This is a genomic window from Collinsella sp. BA40 (assembly GCF_008014645.1).
In the GTDB taxonomy this organism is placed as follows: Bacteria; Actinomycetota; Coriobacteriia; order Coriobacteriales; family Coriobacteriaceae; genus Collinsella.
This window is the reverse complement of sequence record NZ_VOWY01000018.1, coordinates 1-25,548: the sequence shown is the minus strand read 5'-3', so window position 1 is coordinate 25,548 and position 25,548 is coordinate 1. Positions and strand designations below refer to the sequence as shown.

The window sequence follows — 25,548 nt, the reverse complement described above, 5'->3', positions numbered from 1 at the left end:
GTCGCCCGACCCACGATAGAGCTACAAGGGGAGGGGCTCCAATGTTCAACTCATATCGTCTTTGCATGCGACGGTTATGGAGGGCGTCGGGACTCTTTCTTTTCTATAGACAAACGGTTATTCGGGCGCGGCTGCCCTGGGTATATGCGAGAATGCACTTAGTTTGGGATAGAACGGGGGTAGCGGTTTGGACAAGACGGATACGCAGAAGCGGATGCAGGAGGCGATTCGCCTCACGGCACCCGGCCAGCCGATTCGCACGGCGCTCGACATGATCATAGCGGGCCATATCGGCGCGCTCATATGCGTGGGCGATACCGAGCACGTGCTGGCGTCTGGCAACGACGGCTTCCCGTTGAGTATCTCGTTCACGTCGAACCGCTTGTTCGAGCTGTGCAAGATGGATGGCGCCATCGTCGTGGACGAGGATCTCACCCAGATCCTGCGTGCGAACTTCCATCTCAACCCCGACCCGTCGCTCGCTACGAGCGAGACGGGCATGCGCCATCGCACCGCCGCGCGCATGAGCGTTCTCACCGATGCCATCGTGATCTCGGTCTCCGAGCGCCGCGGCGTGGTGAACGTGTACGTGAACGGGCGCTCTTACCAGCTGAAGCCCGTGGCGGAGATCATGAGCTCCGTAAACCAGCTGGTCGCGACGCTTCAGACCACGCGAACCTCGCTCGATCGCTCGCTGCTGCGCCTCACCGCCCTCGAGCTCGACGACTACGTCACGCTTGCCGATATCACCAGCATCTTCTCGAGCTTCGAGATCATGCAGCAGGCAAAGTCCGAGCTCGAGACCTGTATCGAGGAGCTGGGCGTTCAGGGCAAACTGGTGAGCATGCAGCTGGAGCAGCTCGCGGGCGACAACATGGACGACGAGTACAACCTGATGATTCGCGACTATGCGGCGGACTCCTCGCATGAGAACGCTGCCCGTATCCGCGAGCGCTTCGGCGAGATGCAGGCGCAGGACCTCACCAATCCCAAGCGCGTGGCCGAGGTGCTTGGCTACGACAACCTGGACGAGGATTCTGTGCTCACGCCGCTGGGCCTGCGTACGCTCTCGCGCGTGTCCGTCGTGCGCGACGGCGTGGCGGAGAAGATCGTGGACGAGTATGGTTCGCTGCAGGACCTCATGGACGATATCAACCGCGATCCGGAGCGTCTGGGCGATTTCGGCGTGAACAACCCGGCGATCCTTGCCGACTCCCTCTATCGCATGCAGGGCAAGCGTGGCGGAGGTGCGGCATAGTGGCGCAGATGGCGACCGTATGCGCCGTTGTGGTGTCGGGCGGCAGCGGCAGCCGATTCGGCAATCCCGGCGGCAAGCAGCTGGTGAGCGTTGCGGGGCGCCCCCTTATGACCTGGTCGATCATGGCGTTCGACCGCTCGGTCCTTGTGGGCCACATCGTCGTGGTGTGTCCTGCGGAGCGCCGGGACGAGATGCGCCGCCTCGCCATCGATCCTTTTGAGTTCGCTACCCCCATCACCTTCGCCGATGCGGGCGAGACGCGCCAGGACTCCACGCGCGCCGGCGTGGCAGCGGTGCCCGAGGGCTTCGAGTACGTGGCGATTCACGACGGCGCGCGGCCGCTGATCACGACCGAGGTCATCGATCGTGCGATTTGCGCACTTGAGGACGACCGCTCGCTCGACGGCGTCGTATGCGGGCAGCCCGCGATCGATACGCTTAAGATCGTTGACGGGTCGCGCATCGCTGAGACGCCGCCGCGCAGTCTGTATTGGGCGGCGCAGACGCCGCAGGTCTTCGGCGTCGATGCGGTGCGCCGCGCGCACGAGGCAGCGCTTGCTGAGGGCTTCGTAGGGACCGATGACTCGTCGTTGGTCGAGCGCGTGGGCGGTGCCGTTCGATGCGTGGAGAGCCCGCGCGACAACCTCAAGGTAACGGTGCCCGAGGACCTGCGTCCCGTGACGGCGATCCTGCTGGGCCGCATGAGCGACGCCGAGCGCGCTCAAGATACGGGCGTTTTACGGAGCCGGGGATAGGTTTCGAGGCTACCGTGCGTTTCCGACCCGGTATGTCGAATCCGATGGGTGCGCAGCCGCGTGCGTTCGGACGCCGCGCCGGGGGCCTTGTGCGAAACAGGGTATAGTCATAGGTTGCGAGGATGGGCCCCGGTTAGGTTGGGCGGCCCGTCGTCGCAGACAGTCTGTCGATGCACTTCTCGGGGAGGTCTCATGGCAACGAACCTGCGTATAGGGCATGGTTACGACGTCCATCGGCTGGTGGAGGGTCGGCGCTGCATCATCGGGGGCGTAGATATCCCGCATGATAAGGGGCTGCTCGGCCACAGCGATGCCGACGTGTTGGCCCATGCGCTTGCGGATGCCATCCTCGGCGCCTGCCGCGGCGGCGATATCGGCAAGCTTTTTCCCGATACCGACCCCGCGTTCGAGGGGGCGGACTCTCTGGTGCTGCTCGCCCGCGTGATGGAGCATGCGCGAGCCCTGGGCTACGAGTTCGTAGACGCCGACTGCACCTTGGCGTGCCAGGAACCCAAGATCACCCCGCACCGCGACGCCATGCGCGAGAATCTTGCGCGCGCGATCGGTTGTTCGGTTGAGAGCGTGGGCGTGAAGGCCACCACGACGGAGCGCCTCGGCTGGGAGGGCGAAGGCGAGGGCATAGGAGCCTGGGCCGTCTGCCTGCTGGAGCGATGTATCTGAAAGAACCGCCCGCGGCGGTTCGCTATCTTCCCCTTTTCCTTTCCGAGCGGATTCCCACATCCGACGAGGCGGAAGTCCCCGCTTCTGCAAGGTATCCCGCTCATATAGACTAGTCAAGAACGATAACGATGCCGCCGAGGTGGGGCGCGCGGTCCGCCGCGAGTTCCGCACGAGCCGAAGGGTCCAGTGGACCCTTCGTGCGAGCAGGACTGTCCGAGCGCCGGATTGCGCGCCCCACCTCGGCCCCAACGGGAGAGACATATGAAGATCTACAACAGCGCCACCCACCAAAAAGAGGACTTCCGCCCCATCGAGGAGGGTAAGGTCCGCATGTACGTGTGCGGCCCCACCGTCTACGACAACATCCATATCGGCAACGCCCGCACCTTCATCAGCTTCGACGTGATCCGTCGCTGGCTCATCGCGAGCGGCTACGAGGTCACGTTTGCCCAGAACCTCACCGACGTGGACGACAAGATCATCAACCGCGCCAACGAGCAGGGCCGCACCGCGGAAGAGGTGGCCACCGAGTTCTCGAATAAGTTCATCGGCGTCATGCGCGCCGCCAACGTGCTCGATCCGGATGTGCGTCCGCGCGCCACCAAGGAGATCGGCTCCATGATCGGCATGATCAAGACGCTGATCGAGGGCGGCCACGCCTACGCGGCCGACAACGGCGACGTGTACTTCTCCGTGCGCAGCGACCCCTCTTACGGCGAGGTCTCCGGCCGCAACATCGACGACCTCATGGTGGGCGCCCGTATCGAGGAGAACGAGGACAAGCGCGATCCGCTGGACTTCGCCCTGTGGAAGGCAGCCAAGCCCGGCGAGCCTTCCTGGAAGAGCCAGTGGGGCGAGGGCCGTCCCGGTTGGCACACCGAGTGCGCCGCCATGGTGCACCGCTATCTGGGCACCCCCATCGACATCCACGGCGGCGGCTCCGACCTCGCCTTCCCGCATCACGAGAACGAGTGCGCCCAGGCCACCTGCGCCTGGCATGAGGGCTTCGCCAACACCTGGATGCACACGGGCATGCTGCTCGTCGACGGCGAGAAGATGAGCAAGAGCCTGGGCAACTTTTTCACCCTGGCCGAGGTGCTCGAGAAGCACTCCGCCGCGGCCTTGCGCCTGCTCATGCTGCAGACCCACTACCGCAGCCCGCTCGACTTCTCCTGGGAGCGCCTCGAGGGCGCCGAGAACTCGCTCGCGCGCATCGCCGGCACCTGCCGCAACCTCAAGTGGGCGGCCGACCACGCGGAGGGGAAGCCGAACGCCGAGCTCGCCGATGCGCTGACCGCCGCCATGGAAAAGGCCGCCGCCGACTACGAGGCCTGCATGGATGACGACTTCAACACCGCCGGCGCCGTGGCCGCCTACTTCCAGCTCGTGACCGAGGCCAACAAGTACCTCGAGCAGGCCGCCGGCGCGGTGGACGAGGACGCTGCGCGCGTCTGCGCCGCCGTTATCAGCGGCGCGCTCGCGCAGCTGGGTGTCGAGCTCCCCGTGATCGAGGAGCCGCTGCCCGCCGAGCTCGCAGCCGTGGCCGCCGAGCTCGTGGGCTTCGAGGGCGATGACGTGGACGCGGCCGCCGAGGCCATCCTCTCCGCTCGCGCCGCCGCTCGTGCCGCCAAGGACTGGGGCACGGCCGACGCCATCCGCGACCGCTTGAAGGACCTCGGCCTCGCCATCGAGGACACCGCCGCCGGCTCCCGCATCAAGCACCTCGCTTCCTAGAACGCCCCGTCTCAGATTAGGGACAGGCACTAAATTGAGGTTTCACGCCGCATCCGCCTTTGGCCGGGTGCGGCGTTGTTTAGAAAGAGCCATGTTGTGGAGGGCGGCAAACGGCGCTGCGGCGCCATGGTGCGCATGCGACAATAGGGCGGATTTGAGTAACGAAGAAGGGGGCCGAACGATGGCAGAGAAGAAACGGGTGCAGCGCCGAGACGGCGGTGCGGGCAAGGGCGGGCGCGCCGCCGACGCGCGCGCGAAGGGGCGTTCCCCGCGCGGTGAGTGCGGCGCCGCGTCCGCAGGCCGCCGCGGTCTCCAGCGGGCCGAACGTACGCCTCGCGACCTCCAGATGGCGCCGGCTTCCCGTCGCGATACCCGTCCCGCAGCCGCGGGCAACTACATCGAGGGCCGTCGCGCCGCGTTCGAAGCGCTCCGCACCGGCTTTCCCATCCGCCGCGCGCTGATCGCGGAGGGCGTGGAGCGCGAGCCCGCCATCCGCGACCTGCTGCTGGCGCTGGGCGAGGCGAACGTGAACGTCAAGAGCGTGCCGCGGGCCAAGCTCGACGAGATCTCGAGCCATGGTGCCCATCAGGGCATCGCGCTCGAGGTGGGCAAGTACCCTTACGCCGATCTCTCCGATATCATCGCGCGTGCCGGCGAGGGCCCCGCGCTGGTGCTCGTGCTCGACCACGTGACCGACGCCGGTAACTTCGGCGCCATCGTGCGTTCGGCCGAGGTCGTGGGTGCCGCGGGCGTTGTCATCGCCAACAAGCGCGCAGCCGAGGTGACCGTTGCCACGTACAAGACGTCGGCCGGTGCGGTCATGCATCTGCCCATCGCGCAGGTCCCCAACATCGCCCGCGCCCTCGATGACCTCAAGGAAGCCGGCTTCTGGGTCGGTGGTGCCTCCGAGCATGCCGAGGGTGTGTGCTGGGACGCTCCGTTCGAGGGCCGCGTGGCGCTCGTGATGGGGTCGGAGGGCGAGGGCATCTCGCGCCTCGTACTCGACAAGTGCGATTTCCTTACCAAGCTGCCACAGCTGGGGCAGACGGAGAGCCTGAACGTCGCCCAGGCCGCCACGTCGCTGTGCTTCGAGTGGCTGCGCCGCAACTACGCGCAGCTCGCCGACGCTTCCATGCGGGCAGGGGAGTAGCGCCATGACGAAGAAGAACAGGGCGAAATCCAAGGCTAAGCGTTTCGGCGAGTCATCGGTGCGCGAGACGGTCTCGGCCTCCACATATGGCGTGGGTGCGTACGGCGCGGGCAACGCGTTCGATGCGCCCACGGGCGTCCCGCCGCGCGGGATGAACGCCTCGGGCAAGAAGGAGCTGCTCGTGGTGGATGGTTACAACATCATTCATGCCACGCCCAAATACGAGAAGCTCATCTTCGATCGCTCGGACGAACCATATTCGCATGATGTGTTCGATTCGGCCCGTATGGCGCTCATCGCCGATGTCGCCGCCTTTGCCCAGGGCAGCTACGAAGCCGTTGTTGTTTTCGACGGTGCCGGCAACGTGAACCCCGAGCGACCGAACCTGCCGGCCGCGGGCATCCGCATCGAGTTTTCGCCAACGGGCGTTCCAGCCGACACAGTGATCCAGCAGCTGTGCACCGAGGCCCGCGAAGAGGGTCGCGCCTGCTCGGTCGTGACGAGCGACGGCACCATTCAGGCAACCGTGATGGGTAAGGGCGTGACGCGCATCTCCGCGCGCATGCTGGTAGAGGAGATCGCGAGCATCGAGCACGATTTCGAGCGCATGCGCGAGGAGGAGCCTGCCATGAAGATGACGCTGGGAAGCCGGTTGTCGCCCGAGGCGCGCGCCAAGCTTCAGGCCCTGCGCGGTCGATAGCGTGATGTCAATTACCACCTTGCCGCTAAGCGTATCTTTGAGTATTCTGAATACGCTTTGCGCGAAAGCCCGAAGCGCCAGCGTGGCTCAACGGTAGAGCAACTGATTTGTAATCAGTGGGTTGCGGGTTCGATTCCTGTCGCTGGCTCCAGTGAGTAAGAAACCCGGTCTCCCGAGCGGAGGCCGGGTTTTTTGCCATAAAGGGACGTAAAGCAAGCCTGTTCTGGATGTGACCGGGGAAAACCATGCGCTTGGGCAATATTTCTATCAGTAAAAACGAAAACGAATACAAAGCAAATGCTTTATCAGATTAAAACACTACAAGGAGTTTTCCGAACTGATAGATACGCCCGGACGCGTGTATTATAGAAATCTGGTTGACACGATACCCCGTCGCACCGTACTATTCTCTTGCTTGAAAACGACACGCCGAAAGGCAAGCCGATTTCAAGACGTTGAACGCAAGGGAGTTTGCCCGAGTGGTTAATGGGGACGGGCTGTAAACCCGTTGGCTCTGCCTACATAGGTTCGAATCCTATAGCTCCCACCCGTTCACGTGCCTGTATAGCTCAGTCGGTAGAGCACTTCGTTGGTAACGAAGAGGTCACCAGTTCAAGTCTGGTTGCAGGCTCCAGTCGGCGGTGTAGCTCAGCTGGTTAGAGCACACGGTTCATACCCGTGGCGTCACTGGTTCGAATCCAGTCACCGCTACCAGGTAATTCGAGTGGCTCTACCGGGAAACCGGGGGAGCCACTTAGGGTTAAGAAGGCATAGTCCCAAAGGGGGACGACCTTTAAGGAGGAGGGCTTCATGGCCAAGGAAAAGTTTGAGCGCACTAAGCCGCATGTTAACATCGGCACCATCGGTCACGTTGACCACGGCAAGACCACGCTGACGGCTGCCATCACCAAGGTTCTCTCCGAGACCGAGGGCTGCAAGGCTGACTTCACCGCGTTCGAGAACATCGACAAGGCTCCCGAGGAGCGCGAGCGTGGTATTACGATCTCCGTCTCCCACGTTGAGTACGAGACCCAGAACCGCCACTACGCTCATGTTGACTGCCCCGGCCACGCCGACTACGTCAAGAACATGATCTCCGGTGCTGCTCAGATGGACGGCGCTATCCTGGTTATCGCTGCTACCGACGGCCCCATGGCTCAGACCCGCGAGCACATCCTGCTCGCCCGTCAGGTCGGCGTTCCCTACATCGTCATCTTCCTGAACAAGTGCGACATGGTTGACGACGACGAGCTCATCGACCTCGTCGAGATGGAGACCCGTGAGCTCCTCTCCGAGTACGACTTCCCGGGCGACGACATCCCCGTCATCCGCGGCTCCGCTCTGGGCGCTCTCAACGGCGAGCAGAAGTGGGTCGACTCCGTCCGCGAGCTCATGGCTGCTGTCGACGAGTACATCCCGACGCCCGAGCGCGACAACGAGAAGCCCTTCCTCATGGCTGTTGAGGACACCATGACCATCTCCGGCCGTGGTACCGTTGCTACCGGTCGTGTCGAGCGCGGCGAGCTCCGCCTCAACGACCCCGTCGAGATCGTCGGCATCAAGGAGACCTCGAGCTCCGTTGCTACCGGCATCGAGATGTTCCGCAAGTCCATGGACTTCTGCGAGGCTGGCGACAACGTCGGCATTCTGCTCCGTGGCGTGAAGCGCGAGGACATCGAGCGCGGCCAGGTTCTCTGCAAGCCCGGTTCGGTTACCCCGCACACCAAGTTCACCGGCGAGATCTACGTTCTGACCAAGGAGGAGGGCGGCCGTCACACCCCGTTCTTCGACGGTTATCGTCCGCAGTTCTACTTCCGTACCACTGACGTGACCGGCTCCGTCAAGCTCCCCGAGGGCACCGAGATGGCCATGCCTGGTGACCACGTCACCATCGAGGGCAACCTCATTCACCCGATCGCCATGGAGGAGGGCCTGCGCTTCGCTATCCGCGAGGGTGGCCACACCGTTGGTTCGGGCATCGTCAGCACCATCATTGAGTAGTAACTACTCGGTCTGATTGATCTTTTAGACCCGGTACCTTTCGGGGTACCGGGTTTATTTATCTGTTGATGTCTGTCGAATTGTGTAGCGATTTTGCAGAACGGCCAAAATAGTACCGCCGAGCATTGACAGAAGAAGATGCCGGATGCTAGTATTAGCGACCGTGCCCTGTGATAAGGGCGGTATTTGGAGGTTCAGACTTTATGCGTACTCTCGTTACACTTGCCTGCACCGAGTGCAAGCGTCGCAATTACACGACCACCAAGAACAAGGCAAACATGCCTGATCGTATGGAGATCAAGAAGTATTGCCCTTGGTGCCGTAAGCACACTGTTCACAAAGAGACCCGCTAGTCTCTTGTATTTACGCCAGTAGTTCAATTGGTAGAGCATCGGTCTCCAAAACCGAGTGTTGAGGGTTCGAGTCCTTCCTGGCGTGCCAGTCTTTTATCCGTAAGCCTCCATTGGGGGCTTACGGTTTCTACTGTTTTATAGGGTTTGTGCCGGAGGTAAGATCCATGGCCAACAAGAAGATTAAGAAGGACCAGTCGAGCAGCGAGCAGAATGCTGCCAACGCTTCTTCCAAGGTCGAGGCCAAGAAGGCAGTCGCCAAGAAGGACGCTGCTCCGGCTAAGAAGTCCTCGAAGTCCACTAAGAAGGAGAAGCCCGGCTTCTTCGCTCGTATCAAGGAGTACATGCGCTCGGTTAAGTCCGAGATGAAGCGCGTCGTGTGGCCGTCTAAGAAGGAGCTCGTTAACTACTCCCTTACGGTCTGCGTTTCCCTGATCGTCGTCGGCGTCGTTATCGCGCTGCTTGACGCGGTCATCGGCGAGGGCCTGGTGCTCTTCTCCGGTCTGAGGGGGTAGGACCATGTCCAAGCGCTGGTATGTAGTTCACACCTATTCGGGGTACGAGAACCGCGTTAAGTCCGATCTCGAGCATCGTATCGAGACCATGGGTATGCAGGACCGCATCTTTGATATCCAGATTCCCATGGAGCGCGTCACCGAGATCAAAGAGGGTGGCAAGCGCGAGACCAAGGACGAGAAGATCTTCCCTGGTTATGTTCTCGTTCGTATGGAGATGGATGACGACTCCTGGACGTGCGTTCGCAATACGCCCGGCGTCACCGGTTTCCTGGGTGGTAACGGCAAGCCCTCTCCGTTGTCTCGTGAAGAGTACAACAAGATGATGCGCAAGTCCGATAAGGGTAACAGCCCGAAGCGTACTGCGGTCAATCTCGAGGTGGGTACCTCCGTTCGCGTTACCTCTGGTCCCCTCGCCGATTTCGATGGCCAGGTTTCCGAGGTCAACGCCGAGCAGGGCAAGGTCAAAGTCGCTCTGCTCATCTTTGGTCGCGAGACTCCGGTCGAGCTTACGTTCGATCAGATCGAGATCATCGCCTAAGTTTGTCCGTTCGCGCATGCGTGCTTCTCTTGCGGACCGCTCATCTGCGAGAGTGCTTCTAGCGTGTACGCGCTTACGATATAGCAAGTTCATTCGTGTTCGGAAAGGAATGACAATGGCCGAGAAGAAGATTGCCACCGTCATTAAGCTTCAGATTCCCGCTGGTCAGGCTAACCCGGCTCCTCCGGTTGGCCCCGCCCTCGGTGCTGCCCAGGTCAACATCATGCAGTTCTGCCAGGCGTTCAACGCTGCCACGCAGGACAAGATGGGTGACATCATCCCCGTCGAGATCACCGTCTACGAGGATCGCACCTTCACCTTCATCTGCAAGACCCCGCCTGCGGCTCACCTGATCAAGAAGGAGCTCAAGCTCAAGGGCGGCTCTGCTGTTCCCCAGCGCGACAAGGTCGGCCAGCTCACCGATGAGCAGCTCACCAAGATCGCCGAGATCAAGATGCCCGACCTCAACGCCAACGACATCGAGGCCGCTAAGAAGATCGTCGCCGGTACCGCTCGTTCCATGGGCGTCACCATCGCCGAGTAGATCGATCGCATCTAACCTTTGGTTTTTGTTAACGCACGCTTGCGTGCACGATGTGGAAGGGCATAGCGCCCGTATGCACCACAGGAGGTAATACAATGGCTCAGCACCATGGTAAGAACTACCGCTCCGCTGCCGAGAAGGTAGACCGCACTCAGCTCTACACGCCGCTCCAGGCTGCCACGCTCGTCAAGGAGCTCGCAACCGCCAAGTTTGATGAGACCGTCGAGGCTCACTTCCGCCTGGGTATCGATACCCGCAAGGCCGACCAGAACATCCGCGGTTCCATCTCCCTGCCCCACGGCACCGGCAAGACCGTTCGTGTCGCCGTCTTCGCCGAGGGCGAGAAGGCCCGCGAGGCCGAAGAGGCCGGCGCCGACGTTATCGGCTCCGACGAGCTCGTCGCTGCCATCCAGGCTGGCGAGATCAACTTCGACGCTGCGATCGCTACCCCGAACATGATGGCCAAGGTTGGCCGCATCGGTAAGATCCTCGGCCCCCGTGGCCTTATGCCCAACCCCAAGCTCGGCACCGTCACCATGGACGTTGCCAAGATGGTTGGCGAACTCAAGGCTGGTCGCGTTGAGTATCGTGCCGATCGCTACGGCATCTGCCACGTGCCCCTGGGCAAGGCTTCCTTCGAGGTCGAGAAGCTCGTCGAGAACTACGCCGCTCTCTACACCGAGATCCTGCGCGTGAAGCCGGCTTCCGCCAAGGGTCGTTACGTGAAGTCCATCTCCATCTCCTCCACGATGGGCCCCGGAGTCAAGGTCGACTCTGCTATTCAGCGTAACTTCCTCGCTGAGTAACCTCGAGTTCAACGCTCGATTCAACCCGGTCTCTTTTTGAGGCCGGGTTTTTCTTTTTCGCGGCGATTCAAATCCCATATCGGCTTGCACCATGGGTGAATCAAGCTATCGCCTGCTGTGCCGCAGACGCTCTCTGGCTCGGCATCGTGGGTCGATGTTGTTCTGGGTCCTACCCCGTACGGCGCGTTGGCGGAATTGATTTGCGCCATATGGTGCTGGTTCGAACATCGGTGGCTGTACGCACTCGTATGACGCGGTGTTCGATCAACGCTTCCTGCGATCAAGCAGCTTGTCCCAGGCAATGCTAAGCAAGCTGTTGAACGGGCGCTCGAGTGCGCCCCAGCTGGTTACATAGACGACGCCTGCGCTCAGAGTCAGTAGAATGATCGTGCCGGCAACGGGCTCATCGAGTATCGGCTGGTCGTAAAAGCCAGTCCGGAAGGTGAGCGCGGCGCGAATCAGTCGATGGAGCACATAGATTTGCAGCGTTCTGCGCCCCAATACGGTTAGCTTGCCTGAGGTAGAGGGCGTGAGCTTAAGAATCGCAAGTGCGCATACCGCTGCGACAAGCATGGCGGTGATTCTGCTGGCAATACCAGCTACAAGCGTTCCTTCATAGGGATTGTCCCCGTAGACCATGGGGATGAAGGCTTCGTAGGCATGCGGATCGACGATGCGGGCGGCAATGATGAGGGATGCGAACGCAACGGCGACCCAGCAAAAGTTCCTGGTTCTTAGATGCTCCAACTGCGTGCGCGATACGTAGTAGCCCAGTGCGAACCAGGGCGCAAACGCCAGCGTTCTTCCGAGGGCGAGGAATCCGCCTTCGAGCTCGATGCATCCGCTCAGCAGGCTGAGCGCCAGCGTGATTGCCATTCCACGGATGGACCCGAGTTTTGAAAGCAGGGGAGTGGCGGAAGACCACCATGCCATGGCGATGAGGTACCAGGGCGCGGACGGAAATCGAAGCAGCGAGAGCGGTGTGACAGGTGTTCCGTTTACCAATAGCAGCGCACCTTGAAACAAGAGGCCCAGCATTGCAAACGAGATGATGCGATTGATGTTGAGGTGGCCGCCTCGATACGTGCTCTTGGCAAATAGGCCCGATATCAGTACGAACATGGGCATGTGGAAGAGATAGATCACATCGAAGCATGCGCTGAGCACGGGGTTACTGTTGTGGACCGGGTGCACTATATGGCCACATACCACCAGGATGATCAGCAAGCCCTTGAGGTTGTCGAAGAGCGCTACGCGCTGTTGTGCGCGCGGGGCGTGTTCGCGAGCGGTGTCGGCCAAGAATCGCCTCCGGGTCGGTATCGGTTAATGATCATCATGCGCGGCGCCGTTTGGTCCATCGCACGATGAGCAATCCTATCAGGCTTTTGCAGCACGATCGCGCATCCATCTGCTTTTCATGCGTCTTCGAAGCAGATGATGACATGCGGTCACAAGAGGTGGTCGCGTACGCGAAGGCAACCCCAGCGACCTTGGCGAGAGTGGATGGCGTGGCAGCGCTGTCGCTCCGAATGAAGCGCGGGCAAGCGATCGCCTGGGGCGCGGAGCGCTCAGTCTGGCAGTGGCCACTTGCCAAGGTAAACCTACCGTCTGCCAGTGCAAGCCATAGTACATCAACACACATAGTACTTGTGATACAGTGATACTGAAGTTAGCGATCTTCAGAGGAGGTGAGCACTGTGGCATCACGAGATGCTGTAAGCGATTTGGTGCGGGGTAATATCGACGCCATCATTTTGCAAACGCTTTCCGGTGGTGACAGCTATGGGTATGAGATTCTCAAAGAGGTTGCAACGGCGAGCAAGGGGACGTACGAGCTCAAGGAGCCATCGCTCTATACAAGTCTGAAGCGGCTCGAGAAGCAGGCGTGTATCGAGGGGTATTGGGGCGATGAAACGCAGGGAGCGCGCCGCAAGTATTACCGGATCACCGACGACGGTCGCCAGGAACTCCAGGAGGCTACGGCGCGCTGGATACATGTGCGCGAGATTATCGATCGGCTCTTACATGTGGATGGAGGGGAGCGATGAACGAGCTCCGTATGTATGTCGAGCACCTGTTCGAGGGCAGGGTGCTGTCGAGGGACGTTATCGAATTGAAAGAAGAGGTGTACGGCAACCTGGTTGCCCGTTATGAGGACTATCTGAACCAGGGCGTTGCGAGCGATGATGCGCTTGCGCGCACGAAGGCGAGCCTTACGAGCATCGAAGACGTGCTGGGGCATGCCACGGGTGACGATGTGCTAGTCGAAGGACCGCAGGCGGGAGGCCCTGTAGACCAAGGAGAGATTGCGGGCTTGGACCGCGTTGAAGGCGGTGGCGCTGCGTCGCAGGCCGAGAGCCAGGATGGCGGTGCGGCGGTCGCGGAGACGGAAGCCGACGGGTACGGAGCGGTGGCCGAGCAGGCCCTTGAGACCCCATCCGCTTCGTCCTCTGTCGATGCGAGTTCGGGTGCACCGGTGCCTCCCGCGCAAGCGGCTGAGCAGATCGAGGACGCTGAGGGGGACCGGCATCGCGGCGTCGAGGGTTCGACGTTCATGAAGTGGTCGATTGCGGCCCTGGGCGTATTCGCGGCCTTCGTGTTGCTCGGGCTTGGATTGCGGCTGGTGACCGGCGCGACGCGATTGGAAGAGGCCCACACCGATATCACGGCTTCCGTAGATGCCATCGAGGATGAAGGCGCAGCGGCACCGTCGCCGCAAGCAGCGGCGAATCCGGGCCATTCGAATGCGGACGATGCGATCGTGGTGGATGCAAACGGTGCGATTACCTTTGATGGCGCGCCGGCCGACGAGCTGGTGGCATCGGTTGTCAACGCGACGGCAGCGGATATCGAGGCGTACGCAGACACGGATCTGGCCGATGCCGCTGCGGTGGAGGCGTTGGTTCGTGCGCTGCCCCTGGCATCGTGGGCGCAGGACGTCGATGTTACGAAGGGCGTCGACGTGCTGTCCTTGGCGTATCGCTGCGTCCCCGATGCGTACGATGGGGATTCGGTCGATGTGGCGCTTGCATACAATGCTGCCGCGCTTCTATGCGCGATGCCCCGCGTCAACGAGGTGCGCGTGACCGTGACCGAGAGCGACGAGCCAAACGAGGAGAGCTGCTACGCGTTTACGCGCGACAAGGTGCAGGGAAGCTATGGCTGCATGCTTTCGCCGGATATGATGAGCGCCTCGGGCTGGCAGCAGCTCAAGGAGGGGCACCTGTACGGTCGCAAGTTTGCCGAGCACCTGGTCGAGGCGGCGGAACGATTGTAAGGCGTCGCGTACAACATGCGATAGGGGCCGTTGGCTCGAACCGCCTCCCATTTCTCGACCATCGGGAAATGGGAGGCGTTCTTGTGCCTGATGTCTTGGGAGCGGGCTGAGTGGGGGCGTGCACGGAATAGCGACGAGACGCCCCGAAACGTGAAGACGCGAGATGCGCAACGGTCGCGCGATTGATAGGGGATAAGCATCAAATCTCTTTAGTCCTGTACAGTAGCATTATCATTTGTTAATCTGTATACGCCTAACCCCCATGAGATAGGAATGGCGTGGGGAGGACGGCTGACTCTGCGAACGATTGTTACGGTTGATAACGGATGCGCTGTATGAAACACGGGCTCTTGTACAAATCAATAATCGGCACCTTGGTCCTTTCGATGGGCATGGGGTCTTTCCCCGCCTCGGTGGGGGCGTGGCGGCTGTCGCGCCAGCTCGGCGATGTGTACCAGGCGTCTGTCGCATCGTCCCTCCAGCACGAGAGCAGCTTGCAGGCAGAGGAGCCCGATAAGGGATCTGATTCATCGGAGGAGGGCCTGGCGGCCGCTTCCGCCGGGGTGCCCGCCCCGTATGAGCAGGCTGCCGATCCGGTGGATCCGGTGGACATGGGCGTCTATGCGAATCAAGGGGATGCGCAGCCCGTGATGGTGCGCACGACGCTGGGCGATTCGGCGGCGACGGGGGACACGGCGGCGGACGGCGCTGATGCCGCGTGCGCGCAGGAGCTGAGCGAGGCATCCGAGGAGTCCGCCGCCGAGGGGGCGGCGAGCCTTCCCGGCGCCACGGTCGTTCAGGAAGCCGACGGCGCCCGCGGCGAGATCGTCGTTGCCGACCGCGCCGTGGTCGATGCGCTGGGCGGCCGCGATTTCGCGGGCCAGGTCGTGAAGGAGATCGGCGGCAAGAAGTACATCCTCATCGGCAACGAGCAACAGCTGCGCGCTATCGGGTCCGGCAAGAGGGCGTACACGGCCGTGTATCAAGCGATTTATGTGGCCTTTAAGGGCTGGGAGGTCGACAAAGATAAAGATGGCAATCCCATCATGCTCTATGGTGGCGACGCCGATCTCCTCGCTTCGCAAAATGGCAAGAAGGACTATACCCTCGGCGAAATCGATAAAGCCGATGGTGGCGCGCTCGAGACCGTTGGCCGCTGCGGCGTCAACCAGAACACGGGCGACATCGACCCGAATATGGATATCGAGGACAGCGGTGCGAGCTACGACGCCGATGCCAACTACATCATCTTCCGCGATATCGATCTGGCGGGCGCGGCGTGGAAGCCCCTGATGTTCTCCGGCACCATGCTGGGCGCCACTGCGGAGGCCCCGCAGGTCGTGGGTAGTTTGTGGCAGCGATTCGACACGTCGCTCCCGGGTGTGCCCGCGGTCTCCCCGGCGGGACGTCCCGTTATCAGCAACGTCGAGATCGTTCAGAAGGGCGAGCTCAGTATCGCCGAGCAGTCGGGCGTGGGCTTCTTCGGCACCATTTCGAGCAACTATCATAACGAGAGCATATTCGAGCGCCCCGATCGCACGACGGTGCGCAATATCGTGCTCGACGGAGTGAAGGTGGATAACGGGTTCACGGGCGTCCATGTGGACGAGACGCTGGTGAGCGCGTTGGTGGGCGCCTTGGGCAAGCTGCTCGGCGGCCTGCTCGATCTCATCCTCGGCCCCATTCTGGCATTGCTGGGCCTTCCGAATCTGGGCAAGCTCGTGTCCAATCTGCTCGATATCCGTAAAGCCGCTCCGGATTCGTTGGCAACCGGTTCATTCGCGGGCCGCGTGGTGGGCGATGTCGAGATCGCAGATTGCGAGGTGCGCAACGTCTCGGTTGCGAGTGGCCACAACTATACCGGTGGCTTCGTTGGCTATGTTCAGGGCGAAACCATCTATGGCAAGATCTCGGGCTTGCTCAAGGATCTGGTAACGCTGCTCTCGGGCATCTTAAACGTTGTTCCGGGCTTGGGTCTGGGCGATGTGATCACGCTGCTGCTCGATAGCAACATCATCGATGCTAAATCGTTGATTCCGGTCGACTATCTCAACCCCGTGCTCGCGGGCTGCGCCGTGCGCGATTTCACGCGGGGCGAGTCGATCGGCGCGACCGATAAAGACTATGCCGGAGGCTTCGCGGGTTCCCTGACGGGCGGTATCGCCCAGGGCTGCACGGTTTCAAGCGTCAATCCCTATACGGTGAGGGGGCGCCTGTATGTTGGCGGCTTCGCCGGCCTTATGCGCAACGACATCATGAAGGGCGCGCTTAAAGAGGTCGGCATCGAGCTGGTGCGCGTGGCCCAGCCCCAGAGCGCGACGTTTGGCTGCGAGCTTTCGGCCGATGTGACCGTCGAGGCGGCGAGCTACGCCGGTGGCTTCGCGGGCGCGATGGCGAACAGCTACGCGGTCGATACGACGATGGCGGGCGCCATGGCGGTGCGCGCCACGGGGCATGAAGAGAATAAGAACAACGTCCGCTCGATCAAGGCGCTTGCGGGCGGCTTTACCGGAATCGCATCCGTGGGCTGGGCGACGGACCTGGGTGCTGCCGAGGACCGAAACGGCGACTTGCTGGCGGGCGTGAACGGCCTTCTGACCGGATTGCTCACCGGTGATCCCGAAGCGCGTCAGAACCTCCTGTCCCTCGTGGGCGTGGAGGAGTCCCAGATTCTCGGCGCGTCGATGACGGGTGCATATACGGTGGAGTCCGCCAACGATTATGCGGGCGGCCTGGTCGGTCGCGGCCACGGCGCGGTAATCGCGGCGTCCGATGAGGCGCACCTGAAGGATATTCGCCTGTGGCTCCATAAGACCGTTGCGTACCAGGTCACCAATAGCCCGGTCGTCCTCGAGGGCCTTCGCTCCGTGCGCGCCGAAAAGTCCTGCGCCGGCGGCATCGCGGGCGAGCTGGGCACCGCGTCCGTGGGCGGCATCATCAACAATACGGTCGGCGTGGGCGGATTCCTGCCGTTCAACGTGAGCTCGACTACGGTGGCGGGCGCGTCTGAGGGACTCGTCGTCTCCGCGGGCGAGTCGTGCGCCGCGGGCGGCATCGGCAAGGCGACGGGCGGCAAGATCGGCCGCGCGGACGACGCTTATCCTTCGGCGGCAGAAGCTCCGGCGAAGAGCGTCGTTAACATCACGAACGTCGAATCCGTTGCGGCAAAGAACAACGCTGCCGGCTTCGCGGGCGCCGTGGGGCCGGGCGAGCTGGCCTCTACGGGCGGCCTCGACCTGCTCGGTCTGGGCCTGCTCAAGGCCAACGGGCTGCTGGGCGTGGGCGCCGGCCTCGAGGTCAAGATGGATGGCGTCACGGTGGCGGGCGTGCAGCGGGGCATGGCTGTTGCCGCCACGGGTACGAACGGGGCGGGGGAGCGGCGCGATTACGCTGCGGCGGGCTTTATCGCCTCTGCCAACAGCGCCGAGGTCACCGACGGCCACGTCGTGAACCTTGCGTCCGTCTCGGCTGATACGCCCCATGGCGTGGCAGGCGGTTTCGTGGGCACGTCGCGTACGGGCGGCCTCGCCGAGGTGTCCGATGCGGATGCCATCGAGGGCATCCTCAAGGACGACAAGGGCCTCATCCAGATCGACAACCTCTTGAACGCCGTGGGCTACCTGGTGCCCAATTACACCAACGTCGATGTCTCGTTTATCAACGGCGGCTTCGTCAAGGCCGATATCGCCGGTGGCTTCGCGGGCGATTTCCAGAGCGGCGAGCTCGAGAACCCTGCCGGTTCTCCTTGGGCGGTCTATAACGTTGGAAGCGTGCGGGGCGGCGCGTATGCCGGCGGCTTCGGCGGCAAGGTGACATCCGGCGCCCTCGCCGCGGCCGACGGCGGCGTGAGCATCCTGGGCGGCCTCGGTTCCCTCAATATCGGGCTAACCGGCTTGCTCGGCGTGCTGAACGCCTACGTCCCCACGATCGTGCGCGCCGGCGTGCGCTCCGACGGCACCACGGTCGAGCAGACCTCGGGTGCCGCCGCGCCCGATACGAATAACCCCGGCTTCGTCGTCGAGGCGTCGCGCATGGATGCCCTCGACTCGCAATCCGGTTCCGCGGGCGGCTTCATCGGCTACGGCTCGGGCGTGCAGGTATCGTACTGCGATGTGACGCAGCTGCGACATACGGGCGTAACCGAGCCGAAGGACCTCGAGGGCACCGATGGCGCGTCGTATTTCAACCTGAAGAAGAGCTCCTATGCGGTGCGCGCGGCGCGCCATGCGGGCGGCTACATCGGCAAGATGGACATTGGCTCCGCAGCTTCGGTGGGCGACGGCTTGAACGTTCTCGGCAAGAACATCAAACTCACCGACATTGCCGGCGCGCTCTCGGTCGTGGTATCCACGATCGAGCACTCCGATGTGTTCGGCGGCGTGGGCGGTTTCGCCGTCCTGTCAAGCGAGACGAGCCTGCCGGCGGGCGACCTTGGAGACGGCTCGGCCGATCCGGGCAGCTCGAAGAATCCCGTGGGTAGCGCCGGCGGCTTCGCGGGCGAGGTCAAAGGCGGCCATATCCAGGATTCCAACTCCTATAACTTCTCCTATATCGTGGGCCAGGTGAAGGCGGGCGGCTATGCCGGCGGCATCGCACCGGGCGATGTGGCGAGCGTCCTGGCGGGCAACACGTCGATTCTCAAAGGCTTGATCGGCACCAACGGCACGCTTGCCTCGTTGCTGCAGGATTTCGTGCCCACGGTTCGCAACAGCAAGACCACCTGCGTGCCCTGCGGCGGTGCCGTTCGCGCCCAGGCTCCATCGGATAAGCTGGCGCTGCGCGGTATGGCCGGCGGTTACGTGGGCCAAAACGAGGGCGGGCATATCTGGGGAAGCAACAACGCTCCCTGGAAGAAGGAGAACGACGGCTCGAACCATTACAGCGGCGAAAAGCGCGATGCGGCGGCGGAGCGTATCCGCAGCGTGTACGGCGCGGAGTTCGCCGGCGGATTCACCGGCTTGCTCGAGCCCGCGGATACGGCAAAGGGTGGCAATCTGAGCCTGCTGTTCGGATTGGTCGAGGTCAACAACCTCCTTGGTGCGCTCGAGGTTGCCTATCCCACGCAGGAGCATACCGAGGTCACGGGTCCGCTGCGCGGCATGGATTTCAACAGCTGGAATGAGTGGGCCAAGCACGTGGGATCCCAAGGTGGCTACGGGCCCCAGATCGGCGGGGCGGCCGACCAGGCGTTCCCGTCGCAGCAGGAGTTCGACAAGTTCATCGCTTCGTATATTTATGGCACTAACGTCGTAGCGGGGCGCGGGGAGGCGACGTCCGAGGCGAATGCGACCCGCGGCGGAATCGCCGGCGGCTACGTGGGCCTCATGCACGGCGGCGTGGTCACGCATGGCCAGGCGACCGATACCAAGCTCGTTCGCGCGCTGCGCGCGGCGGGCGGATTCGCCGGGTCCATGGAGACCGCGGACACCGCCGCCCTCGGTAGCGTGGACCTGCTCAACCTCATCAATCTCAATCTCGACAACCTGCTTTCTGCGCTTGACGTGCTGGTGCCGGTTGCGAAGAGCTCGAGCGTTACGGGGTATCGCCGGGGCATGACGGTTCGCGCGACGGGAACGGATCCATCGCTGGAACAGGGTTATGCGGGCGGCTACGTGGGCTATGCGTCGGGCGCCCAGATCTGGGGCGACGCCACGTTCCCGGATGCCAACAAGGACGGGGACCGCTGGTCCGCGGGGGCCACGCATGCGGGCTCGGAGGCTACGGGCTGCAACGTGGCGAACCTGCGACGCGTGGCGGGCGGCAACTGCATCGGTGGCTACGCGGGCGTCATCACCGCTGCCGGCGTTGCCGACGTGAATACCAACAACGCGTCGAGCGGCTTGCTGCAGAAGCTGCTCGATAAGATCATCAGCACGCCCCAGAGCGTGGCGTCGGTGCTCGATGCCACCGTGTCCACGGTGCGCGGCGCGCACGTCTCGTCCGTTGACCAGGCGACCGACGCGGCGTCGGCGGCATGGGGCTTCACGGTGGACGGCGCCCGCGGCACGGCCGCCGACCGCTCGTACGCCCGCGCCGTGGGCGGCTTCGCCGGCTTGGCCAAGGCCGCGGTTATCGGCAGCAAGCGCGGCGGTACGACCACGCTGGATACCGTGAGCGTCGACGGGCTGCGCGGCGTCGACGGCGGGCAATACGCCGGCGGCTTCGTGGGCCAGGCCGATGTGACGGGCGTGGCATCGGTGGGCGGTTCCACCGAGGGCGATCACAGCACGGACCTGCTGTTCAAGCTGCTTAAACTGGGTAACATCTCGGCCATCGAGGCGTTCCGCCCCTATATCTACCATGCGAACGTGGACGGCGTTGCCGACGGTTTCCAGGTGCGCGCGCACGAGGGGTCCGCGCAGGGCATCCTGAGCGCCAAGCGATTCACGGGGTCTGCCGGCGGCTTCGCCGGCTCGGTGATGAACGGCTCGGTGAAGGACTGCGCCGTCGCGGATCTCTCGAGCGTCTCGGGCGTGAACTATTGCGGCGGCTTCGTGGGCCATCTGGGCAAGGCGGGCACCGTGGACGTCGACAACGCGGGCGTCAACGGCCTGCTGGGCGCCACCGCCGGCGTGCTCGACGTTTGGGGCGCCCATGTGGAGCGCTCGCGCGTCTCCGGCATTCCCGACGGGTACACCGTGACCGCAACGCATCAGGGCAAGGACTACGGTGCCGGTACGGACACATCGCGCGGCCGCGAGGTGGCCGGCGGCTTCGTGGGCTATGCCGACCTGGCGCGCGTGCTCGATTGCGACGCCGGCAACCTGAAGCTTGTGAATAGCGGAGAGATCTCGGGCGGTTTTGCCGGCGAGGCGCGTCGCGCGCATCTCGTCGAGACCCAGGTGAGCTCAGGTTTGGTCGATCTCATCCTGCTGATCGTGAACACGCTGCTTCAGCTGCTCTACGTGCCCGGGCTCGAGAAGCTCGGTGTGATCAACATCGGCAAGTGGTTCGGTATCGACAAGATCTTCGACCTGAAGGTTCTGGCCGATGGCGACGCGCTGTTCGTGAACCTCTTCGGGTTGAAGGTCGGCGTCTCGCTGTCCAAGAAGAGCCCCGAAAACCAGCAGGAGACCGATGTTGCCATCGTCACTATCGGAGACTCCACCGTGAAGCTCCCCTGCACCAAGGCGGGCGTCACCGATAAGGATTTCGCTCGTTCCAATCTTACGCTGCAGCTCATCAAGGGCAATCGCGCCCGCGTCCAGGACTGCTCGGTCACGGGCGTGCCAACCGGCTACGACGTCTTCGGCGGCAGCGCGTCGCAGGAGGCCGATGGCGTGAAGGACCTGAAGACCGGATATGCCGGCGGCTTCGCCGGCCTGAACGACGAGGGCGTGCTGTACAACAACGATATGTACTACGCGGACGTGGTGCGCGGTACGGCCAAGAAGGTCGACCCGTTCTCGAATACCCAGCTGGTGAGCGTGTGGAACTTCAACAATATGAAGGACATCGTCGGCCCCGACGACGACCAGCACTTCAATAACTACCGCATCTACCGCAGCCATGTCGACGGACCGACGAACGCCGTGACGAAGGACGGCGTGGGCGGTCAGAGCGTGTTCGCCCAAAGCGCGCTCGACGCCAAGACGGGGCTTGATTGCTACGAGGTCGACTTCTTCGAGTTGGTGAACTGCTATGACCGCGACGTCGCAACCAGCGGGGCCGCGGGTGATGACGACACCAAGTGGGTGGGCGTCAAGGACGCCTTCCGCCTGGGTGCGGCGGGTACCGGTTTCAGGGAGCCGCTGGGTGTATACGAGTCGGCGTCAAAGGCGGTTCTCATGCTGGATGCTGCGCAGACGGGCAACGGAGGCGCGCTCACGCCCGAGCCGGGCGAGGGCCAGGACCCCTGTGCCATGACGGTGGACGTGACCATCCAGAAGGTGTGGAACGACCGCGGCGACGCGGAGCATCTGCGTCCGCAGGCCATTCGCGTGAAGCTCGTTGGCTCCTACACCGAGGGGGACCATAAGGTGGTTCCAAACGAGCTGATCTTGCAGGATGCCAACGGGGCCCAGACGGGCAGGATGCCCAATCCGCAGGACATCGTTTTGAGCGCGAAGGACAGCGCGTCGGCGTGGTCCGATACCTGGCGCCGCGTGGTGGCGGGCCTGCCCGTTGCCTTCCGCGATACGGCGGGCGTCCATCATTACACCTACGATGCGGCCGAGGTCGAGGTTCAGGCCGAGGACGGCTCGTGGCGGAAGCTCTTGGATATCGGCTATACCGTGTCGTACGACGTGGATGGCACGGAGCGCGTGATCACCATCACCAACACGCATCGGCCGATGCTGCCCGATACCGGCGGCATGGGAACGTGGCTCATCGTGGCGGCGGGCGCCATGCTGCTCGCATGGGCGGCCTATGAGCGCCGGCGGCGTTCGATGTGCGCGGCCCGTGCCGGCGCGCCTGCAGCATCGTATGCACCTCGGCACCGTCGGGCTCGGCGTCCGGAGCGACCGTCCGCCTACGGGGGCCGGGCTGGATATCGAGGGCACCGCTGATGTGCGGACGTCAATGCGTGCGCGCTCGGGCCCGTCCGAATCTGGGGGCGAGCGCCTGCGGGCGGCGAAAGGATCGTCCTTTGGGTCTTGTGGTTCTAAATGGCTCTTCGGGAGCCGTGAAGAATAGTTTGTTGACATGCAACCTAATGGGAAGGGAAGCACAATGAAAAATGCAATGAAACGCATGTTTACCGCCTTCGTGGCGGTCGCGGTCGCGCTGACCGCGCTCGTTGCCGTGGCGCCGGCTCAGGCGCTCGCTGCCACGGGCTCCGGAACGCTGACGGTGAGCAGCGCCAATTCCGAATTCAACAATAAGACGGTCACCGCTTGGAAGATGTTCGATGCGGTTCCGAGCGCAAACGGCGCAAACGCCAGCTACACCCTGACCGCCGAGTGGGAGCCGTTCTTCAAGGGCATCGAGGGCATGGGCGCCCTTTCGGGCGAGAAGCTTTCCCGCTCCGCCGTCGACCACATCACCAAGATGAAGGGCGACGAGGGCGCTGTGGCGGCCTTCGCTAAGAAGGCGTCCGATTGGGCGAAGCAGCAGAAGCTGGCCGCCACCAAGACCGCGGTTGCCCAGAAGAGCGGCGGCAGCTACGTCGCGACGTTCGAGGGTCTCGCGTTCGGCTACTACGTCGTTTCTCCGGCGGGCGGCTCGACCGCCAGCCGCGGCACCGATGCGATCCTTGCAAACGTGGTGAAGGCTCAGAACCCCATCGAGCTCAAGAGCGCCTACCCCACGGTCGACAAGAAGGTCGAGGGCTCCAGCCACGCCGACGCGCAGATCGGTGACACGCTGAACTTCAAGCTCACCTCCGCTGTTCCGAACATGGCTGAGTACACCGAGTACGCCTTTGCGTTCAAGGATACGCTGTCCAAGGGTCTGACCCTCAACAAGGGCAGCATCGTGGTCAAGATCGACGGCACCCAGCTGGTGCTCGACACCGACTACACCGTTGAGGTGACCGGCGGCAACGGCCAACCCACGAACCTCGTCATCGCCATGAAGAACTTCAAGAACCTGCACCAGAAGGATGCCGGCAAGGCCCTGACGGTCGAGTACGCCGCCACCGTGAACGAGCACGCCGTCGCCGGTATGGACGATGCGGGCAACACGGTCAAGCTCGAGTACAGCAACAACCCGTCCGATCCTTCGGGCAAGGGCGCGACCACCGAGGTCGTGACCCACGGCTACACCTTTAAGTTCGACATCGCGAAGGTCGACGGCGAGACCCAGGCTGCGCTCGCCGGCGTTAAGTTCCAGCTGAAGAAGAAGGGCGGGGACATCGTCAAGCTCGTCGTGGAGAACGCGGGCGATGCCGGCAACCCCGCTGTCGTGCGTCCCGCCAAGGCGGATGAGCTCGTTACCGCTTCCGATACCGTGACCACGCCCGAGAGCGGCAAGATCACCTTCAGGGGCCTCGATGCGGGCATCTACGAGCTCGTCGAGACCGAGACCCTGGACGGCTACAACAAGCTGACCGGCCCGGTCGAGATCAAGATCGACGCCAGGTACAAGCAGGACGGCACGCTGGAGAGCTGGACCGTCAACAACAACGGACAGAACATCGTGACCATCGAGAACAACAAGGGCACCCTGCTCCCCGGTACCGGCGGCATGGGCACCGTGCTGTTCACCCTTGCCGGCGCCGCGCTGATCGGCTACGGCGTGTATCGCAAGCGCGCAGCCCAGAACGTTGCGTAAGAGCGATGGAACGATGAACAAGCCCCGCGACCTCTTCTCGACCCTTGCCATCATCGGCGGCTTGCTGCTGGTGCTGTACCCCACCATTTCCAATTTCTTCATCATGCGCAACGCATCGCGCGTGGTTGAGGGGTACGACGAAGCGGTCGAGGCGCTGAGCGACGAGGAGGCGGCCCGCCTTATGGGCGAGGCGCGCGCCTACAACGCGAAGCTCGCGGGGCTCTCGGGCATCCCGGCTGCCGCGGGCGGCTGGGATGTATCCGATCCGCAGCTTGCCGCCCAGCTGGAAGCCGAGTACGCCTCGCTGCTCAATCTCAACGGCGACGGCGTGATGGGTTACGTCACCATCCCGCGCCTCGATGAGACCATGCCCATGTACCACACCACCGAAGAGAAGGTGCTGCAGGTGGGCACGGGCCATCTCGAAACGACGTCGCTGCCCGTGGGCGGGGCGTCGACGCACGCGGCGATCTCGGGCCATCGCGGCCTGCCCTCGGCGAAGCTTTTCACCGAGCTCGACGAGATGCGGGAGGGGGATGTGTTCTACGTGCGCGTGCTCAAGGAGACGTTCGCCTACCAGGTCGATCAGATCCTTACCGTTTTGCCGCACGAGACCGAGCCGTTAGCCATCGAGGCGGCGGCCGACCAGATGACGCTCGTCACCTGTACGCCCTATGGCATCAACTCGCACCGGTTGCTGGTGCGCGCGCACGCCATCCCGTACGTTCCCTCCATGGACGACGAGGTGGGCGCGATGGGCAGCCCCATCAACCTGTCATGGCCGCACATCGTGTTCGTGCTGGGGTTGGTGGCGCTCGCCGCGTTCTTCGCGAGCCTTCGGAGCCGGGAGCTACGTGAGCGGGAGGCGCGACTGGAGGTTGAAGCCGATCGGGCGTATGGCCCGCGTCCTTCGGCGACGCCCGGCGCGGCCGGCGAGCGAACGAGGGAAATGGATGAGGAAGGGGGGTGTCTCTATGGTTTTGTCAACCATGGCCGCCCTCGTTTTTCAGCATGGTCCATC

The 25,548-nt window shown here is 63.0% G+C and carries 18 protein-coding genes and 5 tRNA genes; 22 read left to right on the top strand and 1 reads right to left on the bottom strand.

The genetic code is table 11. The features are described 5' to 3' along the window. The first annotated feature begins 187 nt into the window (after positions 1 to 187). The 17 genes from disA (at position 188) to rplA (ending at position 11,035) form a co-directional block, all read left to right on the top strand. Positions 188 to 1,258, top strand: a complete 1,071-nt coding sequence (disA, locus tag E4J93_RS07600; RefSeq protein ID WP_147588864.1) for a DNA integrity scanning diadenylate cyclase DisA — start codon at positions 188 to 190, stop codon at positions 1,256 to 1,258. 8 nt (positions 1,259 to 1,266) lie between these two features. Further along, positions 1,267 to 2,013: a 2-C-methyl-D-erythritol 4-phosphate cytidylyltransferase gene (gene ispD / locus E4J93_RS07595; protein WP_147588863.1), complete on the top strand. Its 747-nt coding sequence runs from the start codon at positions 1,267 to 1,269 to the stop codon at positions 2,011 to 2,013. Positions 2,014 to 2,205: 192 nt separating this feature from the next. Beyond that, the gene (gene ispF, locus E4J93_RS07590) at positions 2,206 to 2,694 is read left to right on the top strand and encodes a 2-C-methyl-D-erythritol 2,4-cyclodiphosphate synthase (RefSeq protein WP_147588862.1); all 489 of its coding nucleotides are present in this window, start codon (positions 2,206 to 2,208) and stop codon (positions 2,692 to 2,694) included. Positions 2,695 to 2,955: 261 nt separating this feature from the next. Next, the gene (gene cysS, locus E4J93_RS07585; RefSeq protein ID WP_147588861.1) at positions 2,956 to 4,428 is read left to right on the top strand and encodes a cysteine--tRNA ligase; all 1,473 of its coding nucleotides are present in this window, start codon (positions 2,956 to 2,958) and stop codon (positions 4,426 to 4,428) included. A gap of 181 nt (positions 4,429 to 4,609) precedes the next feature. Then, on the top strand, positions 4,610 to 5,578 hold the full coding sequence (rlmB, locus tag E4J93_RS07580; RefSeq protein WP_147588860.1) for a 23S rRNA (guanosine(2251)-2'-O)-methyltransferase RlmB: 969 nt from the start codon (positions 4,610 to 4,612) through the stop codon (positions 5,576 to 5,578). 4 nt (positions 5,579 to 5,582) lie between these two features. Continuing rightward, entirely contained in the window at positions 5,583 to 6,278 is a 696-nt protein-coding gene (locus E4J93_RS07575; protein ID WP_147588859.1) for an NYN domain-containing protein, read from the top strand. 76 nt (positions 6,279 to 6,354) lie between these two features. Continuing rightward, positions 6,355 to 6,429, top strand: a tRNA-Thr gene (locus E4J93_RS07570). A 314-nt stretch (positions 6,430 to 6,743) separates the two neighbouring features. Next, positions 6,744 to 6,825, top strand: a tRNA-Tyr gene (locus E4J93_RS07565). 11 nt (positions 6,826 to 6,836) lie between these two features. Next, positions 6,837 to 6,912 (top strand) — tRNA-Thr (locus E4J93_RS07560). A 3-nt stretch (positions 6,913 to 6,915) separates the two neighbouring features. Then, a tRNA-Met gene (locus E4J93_RS07555) sits at positions 6,916 to 6,992 on the top strand. Between the two features lie 96 nt (positions 6,993 to 7,088). Next, positions 7,089 to 8,279 carry an elongation factor Tu gene (tuf, locus tag E4J93_RS07550; protein WP_147588858.1) on the top strand — a complete coding sequence of 397 codons (1,191 nt, stop codon included), beginning with the start codon at positions 7,089 to 7,091 and terminating at the stop codon, positions 8,277 to 8,279. A 203-nt stretch (positions 8,280 to 8,482) separates the two neighbouring features. Next, entirely contained in the window at positions 8,483 to 8,632 is a 150-nt protein-coding gene (gene rpmG / locus E4J93_RS07545) for a 50S ribosomal protein L33 (RefSeq protein WP_147588857.1), read from the top strand. A gap of 12 nt (positions 8,633 to 8,644) precedes the next feature. Continuing rightward, a tRNA-Trp gene (locus tag E4J93_RS07540) sits at positions 8,645 to 8,720 on the top strand. 76 nt (positions 8,721 to 8,796) lie between these two features. Then, positions 8,797 to 9,144 (top strand): preprotein translocase subunit SecE, encoded by a 348-nt coding sequence (gene secE / locus E4J93_RS07535; protein WP_147588856.1) that lies wholly within the window; start codon positions 8,797 to 8,799, stop codon positions 9,142 to 9,144. Positions 9,145 to 9,148: 4 nt separating this feature from the next. Then, entirely contained in the window at positions 9,149 to 9,685 is a 537-nt protein-coding gene (nusG, locus tag E4J93_RS07530) for a transcription termination/antitermination protein NusG (RefSeq protein ID WP_147588855.1), read from the top strand. Positions 9,686 to 9,800: 115 nt separating this feature from the next. After that, the gene (gene rplK / locus E4J93_RS07525; protein WP_147588854.1) at positions 9,801 to 10,229 is read left to right on the top strand and encodes a 50S ribosomal protein L11; all 429 of its coding nucleotides are present in this window, start codon (positions 9,801 to 9,803) and stop codon (positions 10,227 to 10,229) included. 95 nt (positions 10,230 to 10,324) lie between these two features. Continuing rightward, positions 10,325 to 11,035 (top strand): 50S ribosomal protein L1, encoded by a 711-nt coding sequence (gene rplA, locus E4J93_RS07520; RefSeq protein ID WP_147588853.1) that lies wholly within the window; start codon positions 10,325 to 10,327, stop codon positions 11,033 to 11,035. Positions 11,036 to 11,299: 264 nt separating this feature from the next. Here the strand turns inward: rplA and E4J93_RS07515 are convergent, their stop codons facing one another. After that, the gene (locus tag E4J93_RS07515) at positions 11,300 to 12,334 is read right to left on the bottom strand and encodes an acyltransferase family protein (protein WP_147588852.1); all 1,035 of its coding nucleotides are present in this window, start codon (positions 12,332 to 12,334) and stop codon (positions 11,300 to 11,302) included. A 398-nt stretch (positions 12,335 to 12,732) separates the two neighbouring features. On the opposite strand from E4J93_RS07515, the gene E4J93_RS07510 reads away from it, so the two are divergent. The 5 genes from E4J93_RS07510 to E4J93_RS07490 all read left to right on the top strand — a co-directional run. Further along, entirely contained in the window at positions 12,733 to 13,083 is a 351-nt protein-coding gene (locus E4J93_RS07510; RefSeq protein ID WP_147588851.1) for a PadR family transcriptional regulator, read from the top strand. After that, on the top strand, positions 13,080 to 14,312 hold the full coding sequence (locus tag E4J93_RS07505) for a hypothetical protein (protein WP_147588850.1): 1,233 nt from the start codon (positions 13,080 to 13,082) through the stop codon (positions 14,310 to 14,312). Before E4J93_RS07510 ends, E4J93_RS07505 begins: the two co-directional genes overlap by 4 nt. Before the next feature lie 386 nt (positions 14,313 to 14,698). Then, entirely contained in the window at positions 14,699 to 22,822 is an 8,124-nt protein-coding gene (locus E4J93_RS07500) for a Cna B-type domain-containing protein (RefSeq protein WP_187231666.1), read from the top strand. Between the two features lie 175 nt (positions 22,823 to 22,997). After that, positions 22,998 to 24,527: a SpaH/EbpB family LPXTG-anchored major pilin gene (locus E4J93_RS07495; RefSeq protein ID WP_187231665.1), complete on the top strand. Its 1,530-nt coding sequence runs from the start codon at positions 22,998 to 23,000 to the stop codon at positions 24,525 to 24,527. Between the two features lie 13 nt (positions 24,528 to 24,540). Beyond that, the coding region (locus E4J93_RS07490; protein ID WP_147588847.1) for a class C sortase at positions 24,541 to 25,548 on the top strand (1,008 nt) is incomplete at its 3' end.